The organism is Sphingopyxis sp. Geo48 (assembly GCF_949769155.1).
Lineage (GTDB): Bacteria > Pseudomonadota > Alphaproteobacteria > Sphingomonadales > Sphingomonadaceae > Sphingopyxis.
The window spans coordinates 689,724-704,704 of record NZ_CATKPA010000001.1; the positions used below are offsets into that span (position 1 = coordinate 689,724).

12 protein-coding genes are annotated in these 14,981 nt (G+C 66.9%); 11 read left to right on the forward strand and 1 reads right to left on the reverse strand.

The genetic code is table 11. The annotated features are described in order from the left end of the window. Positions 1 to 191: 191 nt before the first annotated feature. The 11 genes from QOL79_RS03600 to QOL79_RS03650 all read left to right on the forward strand — a co-directional run bounded on the left by QOL79_RS03600 (position 192) and on the right by QOL79_RS03650 (position 14,192). Positions 192 to 560 (forward strand): BlaI/MecI/CopY family transcriptional regulator, encoded by a 369-nt coding sequence (locus QOL79_RS03600; RefSeq protein ID WP_058454129.1) that lies wholly within the window; start codon positions 192 to 194, stop codon positions 558 to 560. Then, complete coding sequence (locus QOL79_RS03605) at positions 557 to 2,251, forward strand: M56 family metallopeptidase (RefSeq protein ID WP_283418644.1); 1,695 nt, start codon at positions 557 to 559, stop codon at positions 2,249 to 2,251. Before QOL79_RS03600 ends, QOL79_RS03605 begins: the two co-directional genes overlap by 4 nt. A gap of 155 nt (positions 2,252 to 2,406) precedes the next feature. After that, positions 2,407 to 3,324: an MBL fold metallo-hydrolase gene (locus tag QOL79_RS03610; RefSeq protein WP_283418645.1), complete on the forward strand. Its 918-nt coding sequence runs from the start codon at positions 2,407 to 2,409 to the stop codon at positions 3,322 to 3,324. Further along, the gene (locus QOL79_RS03615; protein ID WP_283418646.1) at positions 3,324 to 4,085 is read left to right on the forward strand and encodes a hypothetical protein; all 762 of its coding nucleotides are present in this window, start codon (positions 3,324 to 3,326) and stop codon (positions 4,083 to 4,085) included. The genes QOL79_RS03610 and QOL79_RS03615 overlap by 1 nt, the downstream gene beginning before the upstream one ends. Further along, positions 4,082 to 4,729, forward strand: coding sequence for a DUF4230 domain-containing protein (locus QOL79_RS03620; RefSeq protein WP_283418647.1), 648 nt, complete (start codon positions 4,082 to 4,084; stop codon positions 4,727 to 4,729). Before QOL79_RS03615 ends, QOL79_RS03620 begins: the two co-directional genes overlap by 4 nt. 63 nt (positions 4,730 to 4,792) lie before the next feature. Then, positions 4,793 to 5,506 (forward strand): adenylate cyclase, encoded by a 714-nt coding sequence (locus tag QOL79_RS03625; protein WP_283418648.1) that lies wholly within the window; start codon positions 4,793 to 4,795, stop codon positions 5,504 to 5,506. A gap of 71 nt (positions 5,507 to 5,577) precedes the next feature. Further along, the gene (nadA, locus tag QOL79_RS03630; protein WP_282947113.1) at positions 5,578 to 6,567 is read left to right on the forward strand and encodes a quinolinate synthase NadA; all 990 of its coding nucleotides are present in this window, start codon (positions 5,578 to 5,580) and stop codon (positions 6,565 to 6,567) included. Positions 6,568 to 7,645: 1,078 nt separating this feature from the next. Then, positions 7,646 to 7,918, forward strand: a complete 273-nt coding sequence (locus tag QOL79_RS03635; RefSeq protein WP_197410113.1) for a GlsB/YeaQ/YmgE family stress response membrane protein — start codon at positions 7,646 to 7,648, stop codon at positions 7,916 to 7,918. Between the two features lie 272 nt (positions 7,919 to 8,190). Continuing rightward, positions 8,191 to 9,393, forward strand: a complete 1,203-nt coding sequence (locus QOL79_RS03640) for an efflux RND transporter periplasmic adaptor subunit (protein ID WP_502957371.1) — start codon at positions 8,191 to 8,193, stop codon at positions 9,391 to 9,393. Between the two features lie 46 nt (positions 9,394 to 9,439). After that, positions 9,440 to 12,856: an efflux RND transporter permease subunit gene (locus tag QOL79_RS03645; protein ID WP_283418649.1), complete on the forward strand. Its 3,417-nt coding sequence runs from the start codon at positions 9,440 to 9,442 to the stop codon at positions 12,854 to 12,856. A gap of 70 nt (positions 12,857 to 12,926) precedes the next feature. Further along, positions 12,927 to 14,192 carry a DUF445 domain-containing protein gene (locus QOL79_RS03650; RefSeq protein ID WP_283418650.1) on the forward strand — a complete coding sequence of 422 codons (1,266 nt, stop codon included), beginning with the start codon at positions 12,927 to 12,929 and terminating at the stop codon, positions 14,190 to 14,192. Here QOL79_RS03650 and QOL79_RS03655 read toward each other — a convergent pair. Further along, entirely contained in the window at positions 14,189 to 14,980 is a 792-nt protein-coding gene (locus QOL79_RS03655; protein WP_283418651.1) for a Rossmann-fold NAD(P)-binding domain-containing protein, read from the reverse strand. The genes QOL79_RS03650 and QOL79_RS03655 overlap by 4 nt on opposite strands. Position 14,981: the final 1 nt, after the last annotated feature.

Here is a 14,981-nt window from a genome sequence, read left to right on the forward strand (position 1 = left end):
CGCGCCGACGCGGGCCATCTTCGCCACTCGAGACGCCTCCTCCGCGGCCAGCATGGCGCTCCGCGCCGCTCCATCTCGATGGCGTTGTGGCAGCCATATCGCCTGCCGTTCATTTTGTTCATGCAGCATTCAGCCGATTGACTACATTTGTAGTCGCATTGCAGATCAACGCCAAGAGGAGGGGTTCCACCATGGCGGAAAGAGCAAGCGATTCCGAAATGCAGGTGCTGTCGGCGCTGTGGGACGAGGCTCCGCAGACCGCGGCCGACCTGACCCAGCGCATCGGCAAGATCAACGGCTGGACGCAGGCGACGGTGAAGACGCTGCTTTCGCGGCTGGTCCAGAAGGGCGCGGTCACGGCGGAAGCCGACGGGCGGCGCTATCTCTACAGCCCCGCGGTCGAGCGCGCCGACGCGGTCGGCGAGGAATCGCAGCGCTTCGTCGACCGGCTGTTCGGCGGGCGGGTGAGCCCGCTGATCGCGCATCTCGCCGAACGCGAGGCGCTGTCGGACACCGACATCGCCGAGATCGAAGCCCTGCTGCGGAAGCTCAAGTCATGAGCGCCGCGATGATCATGCAGGTGTGGGGTGACACGATGATCACCACCGCCGCGCTCGTCCTTGCGGTGCTCGTCATCCGCAAGCCCTTTGCCCGCCATTTCGGCCCGCAGCTCGCCTATACGCTGTGGCTCGTCCCGGCGCTGCGGCTGGTGCTGCCGCCGCTGCCCTTCGCCGATGCGGCGCCGGTCGCAGCGAGCGGCGTGCCCGCCGACGTGGTGCTGATGGAGGTCGTCGGCGCCGCCGAGGCGATCGGGACGCCGGTCGCGATTCCGGAGGCGAGCTGGAGCTTTGCCGATGCGCTGCCCTTGCTGTTCGCGCTGTGGGCGCTCGGTTTCGTTGCGGTCCTCATGAGCGCGGCGCTGTCGCACCAGCGCTTTCGCGCCGGGGTGCTGGAGGGCGCGGTCGAGCTGGAGCCGCTGGGAGGTATCCGCCTGATCATGACCGACGCGGTCGACGGGCCGGTCGCGTTCGGCCTGTGGCGGCGCTTCGTCGCGGTGCCGCACGATTTCTTCGCCCGCTATGCGACCGAGGAACGCGCGCTGGCGATCGATCACGAGCTGTCGCACCATCGCCACGGCGACCTGTGGGCGAATGCCGCGGCGCTGCTGCTGCTTGCGACGCAATGGTTCAACCCCCTGGCCTGGCGCGCGATCCGCGCCTTCCGGTTCGACCAGGAAGCGGCGTGCGACGCGCGCGTGCTGACGATGACCGACACCGCCCCGCGCAATGTGCGGACCGCGCGTTATGCCACCGCCATCGCGAAGGCGGCGGTCGGATCGCGGCTGTCGCTCGCGGCGCCGATGGCGGTCCACGACAATCTGCAGGAGAGACTGACGATGCTGATGCAGGAGGATATTTCGAAGAAGCGCGGGCTGGTCGGCCGGCTGCTCGTGGGGGTCGCCGCGGTGGCGGTGCTGGCGACGACCGCGACCCTGGTGCCCGCCGCGACCGCGAGCACGCAGGCCGAGCTCGCCGAGCCGCCGGCGCCCCCGGCACCGCCTGCCGCTCCCGACGCGCCGCTGCCGCCCGAGGTTCCGGCCGCGCCCGATGCGCCCCGTGTGATGATCTTCACCGAGCAGCATGACGGCGACGCCGCCGAAAAGGATGGCAAGAAGCGCGAGGTTCACCGCATCGTGATCCGCCAGGACGGCGACGATGAGGGCAAGTCCGCGGTGATGCTCGCGCCCGCCGACGGCAAGTATAAGCGCGTCGAGATCCGCACCCCCGGCAGCCTGTCGCGCGACGATGTGCTTGCGACGCTGAAGGAGCAGGGGATCAGCGGCGCGCAGGCCGAGGCGATCGCCGACAAGCTGGAGGCGAAGCGCAAGGAGCGTATCCGCACCGTGATGGCGCCGATGCCTCCGATGCCGCCCCTGCCGCCGATGGTCGCGCATGGCGCGTGGCAGAGCTTCGATGGCAAGGCGATCGCGATCGGCAAGTGCGGCGACGGGTCGAAGACCGCGCCGATCGTCAACCGCGAGGAAGTCGACGGCAACAAGCGCCAGCACATCTATATGATCCGCTGCGGCGACACCGCCGAGAGCAAGGCGGCGCGCCTGTCGGCGCTGAAGAAGGCGCGCGACGGCTTCAAGAAGGGCGAGGCGGCGCGCGGCCTGTCCGAGGAAATGCGCGCGAAGGTCGCCGCCGACCTCGACAGGGCGATCGCCGATCTCGAGAAATCGGACGACTGACGGCAACAACTTCCTGACCGGCGCCCATTCCCCGGTGGCGCCGGCGATAGGGGCGGGGAAAGGGGGCGGCCATGTTCGCTCCCTTTCTCTATTGGTGCCGGCTTTTTCTCCCTCGGGCCTTTTCCTTCGCGCGGCGCGGTGCCACATGGGCGGGCATGAGCGACGAAAAGCCCTGGCCCGACACGATCCGCGCCGGCGACTGCGAGCAGCATGAGCCGCTGGTGCGCCGCGTGCTCGCGCCCAATCCCTCGCCCTATACCTTCACCGGCACCCAGACGTGGATCGTCGGGGCGGGGAGCGACGTCGCGGTGATCGATCCCGGCCCGACCGGATCGGGGCTGAGCATCGGCGACCCCGCCGACATCAACGGCGTCGGGCATGTCGAGGCGATCCTGCGCGCGACCGAGGGCCAGCGCATCACGGCGATCCTGTGCACGCACACGCACCGCGACCATAGTCCCGCGTCGCGTCCGTTGCAGGAGGCGACGGGCGCGCCGATCATCGGCTGCGCGCCGCTGGCGCTGGCCGACGACGGGCCGCGCGCGGATTCGGCCTTCGACAGCGACTATTCGCCCGACCGCGTGCTCACCGACGGCGAGCGGATTGCGGGCGACGGCTGGACGATCGAGGCGGTCGCGACGCCGGGGCATACGTCGAACCACCTCTGCTTCGCGCTCGTCGAAAGCGGGGCGCTGTTCACCGGCGACCATGTGATGGCGTGGTCGACGAGCGTGGTGAGCCCGCCCGACGGCGACATGGCCGCCTATATGGCGAGCCTGTCGAAGCTGTATGAGCGCGGCGACCGCATCTATTATCCGGCGCACGGCCCCGCGGTGACGAAGCCGAGGCAGCTCGTGCGCGGGATGCTGGGCCATCGCAAGCAGCGCGAGCGGCAGATATTGCGCGAACTCGACAAGGGGACGCGCGCGATCCCCGAGATGGTGAAGCATATGTACAAGGGTCTCGACCCGCGGCTGACCGGCGCCGCCGGGCGGTCGGTGCTCGCGCACCTGCTCGACCTCCAGACGCGCGGCGTCGTGCGGTCGCACGATGACGAATGGGTGCTTGCCTGATGCTGATAGCGCTGGTGCTGGCGGCCGCCGTGCCCGCCCCCACCGATGGCGACGGCGCGGTGGTCGCGCTCGTCAAGGATGGCGATCGGCACTGCGTGCCCGACAGGAGCCTGTGCCTCGAAATCCCGGTCACCGAAGACGGTGCGGGCGCGGCGGAGCTGCGGGTGACGTCGCCGGCGTCGGACGCGCCGACGTCAATCGCCTTGCCCGGCTTTGACGATGCCGGAGCGCAGGAACTGTGGCCGAACCTGATCGCCGCGAAGGGCGGGGACGGCGCGCCGCGCTATCTTGTCGGCATCCTCGGCCGCCAGAATGCGATGTATTCGGGCGGCGGCGGGTCGGCGGCACGGCTGCATCTTTTCGAGCTCGGCAGCGCCCCGGGATCGACCGGGCTCGGCGAGGAAGTGCTGAATATTGTGTGGGACGGCTCGCTGATGATCCGCGCCTGCTTTTCGGAGCAGGGCATGAAGGACCGGCTGGAGGCGTGCCACGACGAATATGATTTTGCCGCGACGCTGACGGCTGCCCCCGCCGATGGCGGCTGGTGGCCCGCGCTCACCTATCGCGCTGCCGCGACGACCTTCCCGCGCACCTCGCGCCGGTCGGAGGACAATAGCGCGGTGAGGCTGAAGCGCGCCGACCTGGTGCGTGCGCCCGATCCCCGCTGCAGCTATGACCGCGTGCTGCATTACAACCCCGCGACGTCGCGCTATGAAATGGACCGGCCGGCGCCCGATTGTTCGGATTACACCACGCCATGACCACACCCGCGTCCTCGCCCGCACCGCGCCTGTTGCCGCGCCTGATCCTGCTCGCGGCGGCGGCTTTGCTGGCGCTCGCCGCCTGGTGGGCGGTCAGCGCCTGGCGCGACTGGCAGAAGGGCTTCGACCCCGAGACCGTCGTCGCGGCGAGCCTGCAGGGGTTGCAGGAGCAGAATGTGCTCGTGCCCTTCACCGCGCGCTATGTCGCGGTCGTGACCTCGACGCAGTCGCGGCTGGGGCTGGAGGCGAAGAAGACGCTGATCATGCCGGGGACGGTCCGCTACGAGCTTGACCTTGGCAAGCTCAGGCAGTCCGACCTCGACTGGGATGCGGGCACCAATGCGCTGACCGTCACCTTGCCGCCGCTGCGGCTGGCGGGCCCCGAGATCGACATCGATGCGATCAGCGAGTTTCGCGACGGGGTGATCCTGCTGACGCTGACCGATGCCGAAAAGACGCTCGACGCCGCGAACCGCAAGGCGGCGCAGGAAGAGTTGATCAAGCAGGCGAAGGGGACGGTGCCGATGCGGCTGGCGCAGGGCGCCGCACGCACCGCGGTCGAGCAGAGCTTCGCGATGCCGCTGAAGGCCGCGGGGATCGAAGCAAAGGTGACCGCGCGCTTTGCGGACGACCCTGCGAACTGACCCTTTCGCAAGGTTCGGGGATGCGATATTCTCCGCGCGGGCAGACTGCGAGGGGAATGGGACATGGCGACGGCGGTCGAGGGCGCGGTGCGCGCCGAACGGTTCTGGCAACGGATGGCGATCGGGCTCGCCGTCTTCATCATCTTCGGTTTCGTGCAATTTGCGCTGCGCGGGTTCGTCGATCCGGTGAAGGCGCCCTTCTGGGTGCATTTGCACGGGGTCGCGATGCTGGCGTGGCTCGGGTTGCTGATCGTTCAGCCGACGCTGGAGGCGCGGGGCAATCTGGCGCTGCACCGGCGGCTCGGCTGGATGGGAGCGGGGCTGGCGGCGTTGATCGTCTGCCTCGGCATTTTCGTCGGGCTGGCATCGCTGGCGCTGAACCGCTTCCCGCCCTTTTTCACCGCGCCCTATTTCCTTGCGCTCACGACGATCGAGGCGCTCGCATTCGGGCTGGCGGTGATGATGGCGATCCGCCGGCGCAGCGATACCGAATGGCACCGGCGGCTGATGATCGGCGCGACGATCATGATCCTCGAACCCGCGCTCGGCCGGTTGCTGCCGATGCCGCTGATGATCGGCTGGTCGGACATTCCGGTCGCGCTGATCCAGCTGGCGGTCGTCGGGATCATCGCGGCGCACGACCGGCGCACGCTGGGGCACGTCCATCCGGCGACGAAAGCGGTCGCGCTGCTTGTCATCGCGGTGCGCGTGATCGTCTATCTTCTGTCGCTGACGCCGCCGGTGGCCGCGCTGGCGGCGAAGCTAACCGGAAGCTGATACGGCGAATTGCCCTTATGGCGGACGCGGTGTAGAGCGCCGCGCAAGGCAAAGCCATAAAAGGAAAAGCCATGACTGCTCCCGTTCGCGAAAATCTGTCGGGTCTCGACCTGCGCGCCGAAATCGAGCGCCTCCGCAAGGAGCGCAACGCCGTCATCCTCGCGCATTATTATCAGAAGCCCGAGATTCAGGATCTGGCCGATTTCGTCGGCGATTCGCTCGAGCTCTCGCGCAAGGCGGCGGACACCGACGCCGACGTGATCGCCTTTTGCGGGGTCAAGTTCATGGCCGAGACCGCGAAGATCCTGAGCCCGCAGAAGACGGTGATCCTGCCCGACATGGATGCGGGGTGCAGCCTCGAGGACAGCTGTCCGCCCGAACAGTTCAAGCGTTTCCGCGAAAAGCATCCCGACCATATCGCGCTGACCTACATCAACTGCTCGGCGGCGGTGAAGGCATTGAGCGACATCATCGTCACCTCGTCGAGCGCCGAGACGATCATCAGCCAGATCCCCGAAAGCCAGAAGATCATCTTCGGCCCCGACCGGCACCTTGGCGGCTATCTCAACCGCAAGTTCGGACGCGACATGCTGTTGTGGCCGGGCGTGTGCATCGTCCACGAGGCGTTCAGCGAGACCGAACTGCTCAAGCTGAAGGCGCAGCATCCGGGCGCGCCGGTTGCGGCGCACCCCGAATGTCCGCCGCACATCGTCGACCATGCCGATTATGTCGGATCGACGAGCGGCATTTTGCAGTTCGCGAAGAGCTTCCCCGGCGACACGCTGATCGTCGCGACCGAGCCGCACATCATCCACCAGATGGAACTCGCGCTGCCCGAAAAGACCTTCATCGGCGCGCCGGGCGCGGATGGAAACTGCAACTGCAACATCTGCCCGTACATGGCGCTCAACACGATGGAGAAGCTGTACATCGCGCTCCGCGACCTCAAGCCGCAGATCGAGATGGAGGAAGGGCTCCGCCTCGCTGCGCGCAAGAGTCTCGACCGGATGCTCGAAATGGCATCGGGGACCGTCGGCAAGGGCGACCTCGGACGCGCGTGAGTCGCGGCGGCGAGTCGCTTTTTGCGGTTTCGCGAATCGAGTCGCGGCGGCGAGTCGCGCATTTCGGTCCGGCCGATGAATTCAAAAATGCTGCATTGCTATTACAAAAATGCTGCAGCGAATCCGCTTGTTGCTAATGCCGGACTTATCCACAAGCGAACGGGCATGATTGCTGCTTTATGTGCATTTTCTGTTGGCGGCATCCCGCGTTCGTGACAGCTTCAAATCATCGGACGCCGGAGACGACGGACCGCCGGGACGAGAAGGGCAGTTGCAAGACTGGCCGGACGAGAACGGAGAGGGACGACGAGGAAGGCAACCGATAGCCGGATCACGGAACGCAGCGATTCCCACGAGTTGAAGCGGACCCGATCAGGTACGGAAATGCAGTCCATCGCTTTGAAAGCGCAGCTGTTCAGGCAGAGGCACGGACGAGATGATGAAGGGCTTTCCAGGTGAGGCCGGCCCCCGAAAGGGGGCCGACCGAACCATCGCCGGATCGTTCCGGCGCACGCGGCGGCGAGGCGTTTTGCGGGTCACTGACCGAAAGGACAGGGAACCGGGATGCAGCGGCGAAGCGCGGCGAGGGGCGTAACCGGATAGTGGGGGTTGGCAGCGATGTCGGCCCCCATTTCGTATGCGCGAACGAGGGACATTCGCTCCCTGCCGGACGCCGCGGCGACGCCGCAGCCTTTTCCCAAAAAAATTCCACCGAGTGATCGGCGTCACATCGCGGTCAAACAAGGCTGCTTATGCCGGTGTTGCGACCCGGAGCAGTTCCCCGATCGGAACTGATCCTCCTCTTCCCGGCCGTGGCCTTTGGGTCGCGGCCGGGAACCTTTTCCACCCCTCTCGCATTGTTCGCGTATCGGCGGCTGCCCGATCGCCTGTTGACGGGCTCGCCGACCGGAAAGGGGAGATCATAGGGATGATCGATTTCGTACCTTGCGCCTGTCCTCGGTGAACGGCGCCCCGGCAACCGCGCGCGCTCCGCCATTTCGCTAGGCGATTGCAGTGATTTAGGGTAGCACAGGCTGTCCACAACGTCGGGCAGACCATTGATCGTAGGGGGTCAATCATGATTAGTTTCATTATCGCTATTGTGATGGGCGGCATTATCGGCTGGCTCGCCAGCATCGTGATGCGCACCGATGCCCAGCAGGGCATTTTCCTGAATATCATCGTCGGTTGCGTCGGGTCTATCCTCGGCCGGCTGCTCTTGGGCGGCGTCTTTGGCGGCGGACACCTGCGCGGCGATGCGTTCGACTGGCGGACGCTGGTCACAGCGTTCATCGGCGCGATCATCCTGCTGGCGATCGTCAACCTGATCCGGCGCGGCAGGGTACGCTGACGGCGCGAACGGCCGGGTCCTATCCGGACCTGACAGCGAAGAAACGGGGGCGGTCGGCGCATGTCGGCCGCCCCTTTTTGATGACCAACTACTGGAATTTTCTGCCCGACCTGCCTAAGACGCGGTGCCCGGAGGGTGGGGCGAGGGAGCCTGTTTCACCCCTTGCGCGTGGTGATTTAATAGGGTAATACACCGACCGGAAATTGGGCTGCGCCCGTGCGGTGCGGCTTGCACCGCCGTCGGCAGCACGCCGGCGGCCGAGGGGATGTGGCGTGAATTACGAGCGGAAAGTGGATTCGATGGACAGCCTGGCGGGGACCGAAAGCTTTTACGAAGCCGATGACAACCGCCGCAAGCGGATGCTGACGATCGCGGCGGTCGCGCTGATCGCGGTCATCCTGCTCGGCGTCTGGTATGCGTTCGCGCACAGCAAGGGCGCCGATACGGCGGCGAGCGGCGCCGGCGGCGCGGGCGCGCAGAATGTGCCGAACGTCACCGTCGTCATTCCCGGCCGCGTCTCGGTGCAGGCGGCGATCGCCGCGAACGGCACAATCGCGGCGCGCCGCGAAATGCCGGTCGGCATCGCGGGCGAGGGCGGACAGGTCGTCCGCGTGCTCGTCGAGCCCGGCCAGTGGGTCGGCGCGGGCCAGACGCTCGCGGTGATCGACCGCGCCGTCCAGTCGCAGCAGGCGGCGAGCCTCGCGGCCTCGATCAAGGTTGCGCAGGCCGATGCCGATCTGGCGCAGGCGGAGCTGGAGCGGGCGCAGGCGCTGGTCGGCCGCGGCTTCATCTCGAAGGCCGACATGGACCGCAAGCGCGCGACCCGCGATGCCGCGAACGCGCGCGTCCGCGTGTCGCAGGCGCAATATCAGGAAGCGCTGGCGCGCAACGGCCGCCTCAACATCGTCGCCCCGGCGGCGGGGCTGGTCCTGACGCGTCAGGTCGAACCCGGCCAGGTCGTCGGCGCGGGCAGCGGCGTGCTGTTCCGCATGGCGCGCGGCGGCGAGATGGAAATGCTGGCGCAGCTCGCCGAAGCCGATTTGCAGCGCGTCAAGGTCGGCACCCGCGCGACGATCACGCCGGTCGGCACCGACCTGCAGATCGCGGGGCAGGTGTGGCAGGTTTCGCCGATCGTCAACATGGACACGCGGCAGGGCACGGTGCGCATCGCGGTCCCGTACAGCGCCGCGCTGCGCCCCGGCGGCTTCGCCGACGCGCGGCTCGTCTCGGGCACCGAAGAAGCGCCGCTGCTCCCCGAGAGTGCGGTGCAGAGCGGACCCGACGGCAATTTCGTGCTGGTCGTCGGCGCGGACGACAAGATCGAGCGCAAGCTGGTGAAGGTCGGCACCGTCACCGACGGCGGCGTGTCGATCGCGTCGGGCCTGACCGGCAACGAGAAGGTCGTCGTGCTGGCGGGCGCATTCCTGAACCCCGGCGACAAGGTGAAGCCGGTGGTCCAGAAATCGTCGCAGTAGAATTGGTCGCACACGCAGCCTGCGGGCGCACAAGGGCGTTTGAATCATGAGCTTTCGCAACATCTCCGCCTGGTGCATCCGCAACCCGGTGCCGCCGATCGTGCTGTTCATCCTGTTGCTGCTGGCGGGGGTCGTCAGTTTCAACCGGATGGACGTCAACGACAATCCGGACATCGAATTCCCGGCGGTGCAGGTCATCGTCGCCCAGCCGGGCGCCGCGCCGTCCGAACTCGAGACGCAGGTGACGCAGCGCGTCGAAGCCGCGGTGCGCAGCGTCAGCGGCGTCGATGAAATGTCCTCCTATGTCAGCGAGGGCAACAGCCGCACGATGGTCCAGTTCGCGATCGGCACCCCGATCGACCGCGCCTATAACGACGTCAACCAGGCGATCTCGCAGATCCGCAGCGACCTGCCCGACGGCATTCTCGAACCGCAGGTCGTGCGCGTCGATATCGCGGGCGGCCCGATCACCTATTTCGCAGTCGAGACGCGCGACATGACGCTGGAGCAATTGTCGTGGTTCGTCGACAATACGGTCGCGAAGGAACTGCTTTCGATCCCGGGCATGAGCCAGGTGCGCCGCTCGGGCGGCGTCGACCGCGAGATCCGCGTGATCCTCGATCCGGCGCGGATGCAGAGCTATGGCCTGACCGCGAGCCAGGTGAACCAGCAGCTGCGTCAGGTGAACGTCAACGCCGCGGGCGGGCGCACCGAGATTGCGGGTAGCGAACAGGCGGTGCGCGTGCTCGGCAACGCTGCGAACGCGTTCCAACTCGGCGACACGCGCATCTCGATCGGCAACGGCCGCACGATCCGCCTGTCGGACGTCGCGAAGGTCACCGACGGCTATGCCGAACAGCGCAACCTCGCGAAGATCGGCGGCAAGCAGGTGTTGAGCTTCTCGATCGAAAAGGCGAAGGGTTCGTCGGACGTCACCGTCCACGACGAGACGATGAAGAAGCTCGCCGAGATCAAGAAGAACAACCCCAAGGTCGACTTCAAGATCCTGTTCACGCGCACCGAATATACGAAGGAACAATATCGCAGCTCGATGGCCGCGATGATCGAGGGCGCGGTGCTGGCCGTCGTCGTCGTCTTCCTGTTCCTGCGCGACTGGCGCGCGACGCTGATCAGTGCGCTCGCGATCCCGCTGTCGGCGATCCCGACCTTCTGGTTCATGGACATGATGGGCTTTTCGCTGAACGGCCTGTCGCTGCTGGCGCTCAGCCTCGTCGCCGGCGTGCTGGTCGACGACGCGATCGTCGAGATCGAGAATATCGTCAGACATATGCGGATGGGCAAGACCGCCTATCAGGCGTCGATCGACGCCGCCGACGAGATCGGGCTTGCGGTCGTCGCGACGACCATGTCGATCGTCGCGGTGTTCCTGCCCGTCGCGCTGATGCCCGGCGTGTCGGGGCAGTTCTTCATCCAGTTCGGCATGACCGTCGTGTTCGCGGTGCTCGTCAGCCTGGCGGTCGCGCGCATGATCACCCCGATGATCGCCGCCTATTTCCTGTCGGCGCAGGGCGAGCAGGATCACGCTTCGGGCCCGTGGGTCGACCGCTACGAACGCATCCTTGCGTGGACGCTCGACAACAGCAAGCATCAGGCGAAGCGCGCGACCTACGCGCTGACCTCGACGCGGCTGATCTACCTGATCGTGCCGCTGGTGGTCGCGGGCTTTGTCGGCCTGTTGCAGGTCGCGACCTTTTTCCGGCCGGTTCCTGCCGGGCAGGATGCGCCCAACGCCGCGATCCATTTCCTGCTGCTGACGCCGCTGAGCATCGTCGGCGCCTATCTTGCCGCCGGTATGCTCCAGATCATTATCGGTGCGGCCGCCTATGCACTCGGCGTGCGCCAGTGGGCTTTTACCCATTGGGCGAAATCGATCGCGCAGCGCACCTACGCGCGGCTGTTCGACCATCGCGTCTGGATCGTCGGGATCGGCGTCGCGGCTTTCGCGACGAGCATCTTCCTGTTCGCGACGCTGCCGCAGCAGTTCCAGCCGACGATCAACAGCGATTACAGCCAGGTGCGCTGGGAGCTGCCGCCGGGGTCGACGCTGGCGCAGAGCGAGCATATCTCGAACGAGATCAACGATATTCTCGAAGCCGACAAGACGGTCGAAAATGCCTTCTATGACGTCAATGTCGGCGGCGGCACGGTGTACATCACGCTCAAGAAGAAGCGCGAACAGACCAGCGTCGACTGGGAACGCGGGTTGCAGCCGAAAATGGCGGCGATTCCCGACGCACGCGTGTCGTTCCAGAGCCAGTCGGGTGGTTTTTCGGGCCGCGATCTGACCTTCATCATCGGCGGCGACGATCCGGCGCTGCTCGAGCGTCACGCGATGAAGATCGTCGGCGAGATGAGCAAGCTCAAGGAGCTGCGCTCGCCGCGGATCGAGGGCGACATTCCGCGCCCCGAAATCATCGTCAAGCCGCGCCTCGACCTTGCCGCCGAACTCGGCGTCACGACCTCGGCGCTCAGCCAGACGATCCGCATCGCGACGATCGGCGACATCGACCAGAATGCGGCGAAATTCTCGCTGTCCGATCGCCAGATTCCGATCCGCGTGCTGCTGTCCGAAGATTCGCGTCGCGCGCTCGCGACGATCGAGAACCTGCCCGTTCCGACCTCGCGGGGAACGACGGTGCCGCTGAAGTCGGTCGCCGAGATCGGTTTTGGCGCCGGTCCGACCGAGCTGCGCCGCTACAACCAGACGCGGCGCATCGTGATCGGTGCCGACCTGGCGCCCGGCCTTGTCACCGGCGACGCGCAGAAGAAGATCGACGCGCTGCCGGCGATCAAGAACATGCCGCAGGGCGTGCGCAAGATCATCCAGGGTGACGCCAAATGGCAGGCCGAACTGATCAACAACTTCCTGATCGCGGTCGTCTCGGGCCTGCTGCTCGTCTTCTCGACGCTGGTGCTGCTCTATCGCCGTTTCCTGTCGCCGCTGGTCAACATGTCGTCGCTGTTGCTCGCGCCTTTGGGCGGGCTGCTCGGACTGCTGATTACGGGTATGGAAATCTCGATGCCCGTCTATATCGGCCTGCTGATGCTGCTCGGCATCGTCGCGAAGAATTCGATCCTGCTCGTCGATTTCGCGATCGAGGAAATGGATCATGGCGTCGGCAAGATGGAGGCGCTGCTCGATGCGGGCCGCAAGCGCGCGCAGCCGATCGTCATGACGACGGTCGCGATGGTTGCCGGCATGGTGCCGACGGCGCTGTCGCTGTCGGGCGACGGCGCGTGGCGTGCGCCGATGGGCGTCGTGGTGATCGGCGGGCTGACGCTGTCGACGCTGCTGACGCTGCTGATCGTGCCCGCAGGGTTCAGCCTGGCCGACAGCATCGAGAAGCGCCTCGGCCGCTTCTTCTCGCGCAACCTTCTGACCTATCGCAAGGGCGACGATGTGAAGCCGCACGGCGCCGCGGCGCCCGAACCGGCGGAATAATGCAGGCGAACCGGCGCGGTAAGTCGCTGCGCCGGTTGCAACCTTTGCGGCGTTTCGCCATTTGGTTCGCATGACCGACAGCCTTCTTTCCCGGCCGATAGGCGTCGCCATTCCGGCGCGGGGCTCCAATATCCGTGTGGTGGCGACCGGATTGCTGATCGTCATGGCGGCGGTGTTCCTCGCCGCGCGCTATTTCGATCACGTCCATCCCGCGGTCGGTTTCGTGCGCGCCTTTGCGGAGGCGGCGATGGTCGGCGGGCTGGCCGACTGGTTCGCGGTGACCGCGCTGTTCCGCCATCCGCTGGGCCTGCCGATCCCGCACACCGCGATCGTGCCGCGCAACAAGAACCGCATCGGCGACACGCTGGCGCGCTTCCTGCTCACCAATTTCCTGCTGCCGCGGCTGATCGCGCGCAAGATGCAGACGGTCGACGTCGCGGGCGCGGTCGGGAAATTCCTGTCGCAGCCGGCCGAGGGCGGCGGTCGGCTCAAGCTCGGCGCGTCGCGGATCATCGCCGACGGGCTCGGCGCGCTCGACCAGCAGCGGCTGGGTGGCATGGTCAAGTCGGCGATCGCCGATCGCCTGCGCGACCTCGACGTCGCGCCGCTACTCGGGCAGGCGCTGCAGGCGGCGCTCGCCGAGGGGCGGCACCAGCCCTTGCTCGACGCGATGGTCAAATGGGGATCAAAGACGCTCGAACTCAACGAACATCTGATCCACCAGATGGTCCACGACAATTCGAACGCGATCGTGCGCTTCACCGGGCTCGACGAGAGCATCTCGAACCGCATCGTCGCGGGGCTGTCGAAGCTGCTCAGCGAAATGGCGGTCGACGAGACGCACCCGCTGCGCATCCGCGTCGAGGAAGGGCTCGCCAAGATGGCGCTCGACCTGCAGCACGATCCCGAGGTGAAGGCGAAGGTCGGACAAGTCCGCGACGAGCTGCTCGAGAACAAGGCGGTCAAGCGCTGGCTCGACGGATTGTGGGAACAGGGGCGCGCGGCGCTGCTCAAGGCCGCGCGCGACCCCGACACGATGCTCGCGGGGCGAATCGGCGAGCTCGTCACGCAGTTCGGCACGATGCTGGGTGAGGACGAGGGGCTGAAGCGCACGCTCAATCGCTATGCGCGGCGCGCGGTCGTCGGGACGGTCGACAGCTATGGCGAGACGGCGCTGAAGCTTGTGTCCGACACGATCCGCGGCTGGGACGCCAAGACGATCACCGACCGGCTGGAAAATGCGGTCGGCGACGACCTGCAATATATCCGCATCAACGGCACGCTCGTCGGCGGATTGGTCGGGGTCTTGATCCACGCGGTGGACGTGCTGCTCTAGACGAGGCTGGCGAGCCCTTCGCGAAACGTCGGATAGCGCGGGGTCCACCCAAGGAGACGCTTCGCCTTGCCGTTCGCGACACGGCGGTTCTCGCCATAGAAGGCGCGCGCGGCGGGCGAGAGACCGGCTTCGTCGAGCGGCAGGAGCGGGGGCAGGGGCGCATCGAGCATCGCGCAGCCCCATTCGACCAACCGGTTCTGGTGGCAGGGCTCGTCGTCGGCGAGGTTGTAGATGCCCGCCGGTCCGCGGAACGACGCCATGACGCCGCCCGCGATGTCATCGACATGGACGCGGCTGAAAACCTGACCGGGCAGGTCGATCCGGTGCGCGCGGCCTTCGTTGATCCGGTCGAGGATCGAGCGGCCGGGGCCGTAGATGCCGGGCAGGCGAAAGAGCCGCACGTCGCCGCGCAGCGCCGACCATGCGGCGTCGGCGGCGTTGCGGTCGGGGCGGCGGCCCTTGATCGGCGCGCTTTCGTCGACCCACGCGCCGCCCGTGTCGCCATAGACGCCGGTCGAGGACAGGTAGCCCACCCAGCCGGCAGGGGCGACGGCGATCGCCTGTCCGAAACGGTCGAGGACCGGATCGCGGCCGCCTGCAGGTGGGACCGATGAGAGGATATGCGTCGCCGAGCGCAGCGCGCCGATTACCGCAGCCTCGTCGGCGAACGCGATGCTCTCACCGCGCCCGTCTTGCGTGGTGCCCTCCACGTCCCAGCCGCGCGCGCGCAGGCGCTCCGCGAGATGACCCGCGGCATAGCCCATTCCGAAAATCAGCATCTTCGCCATT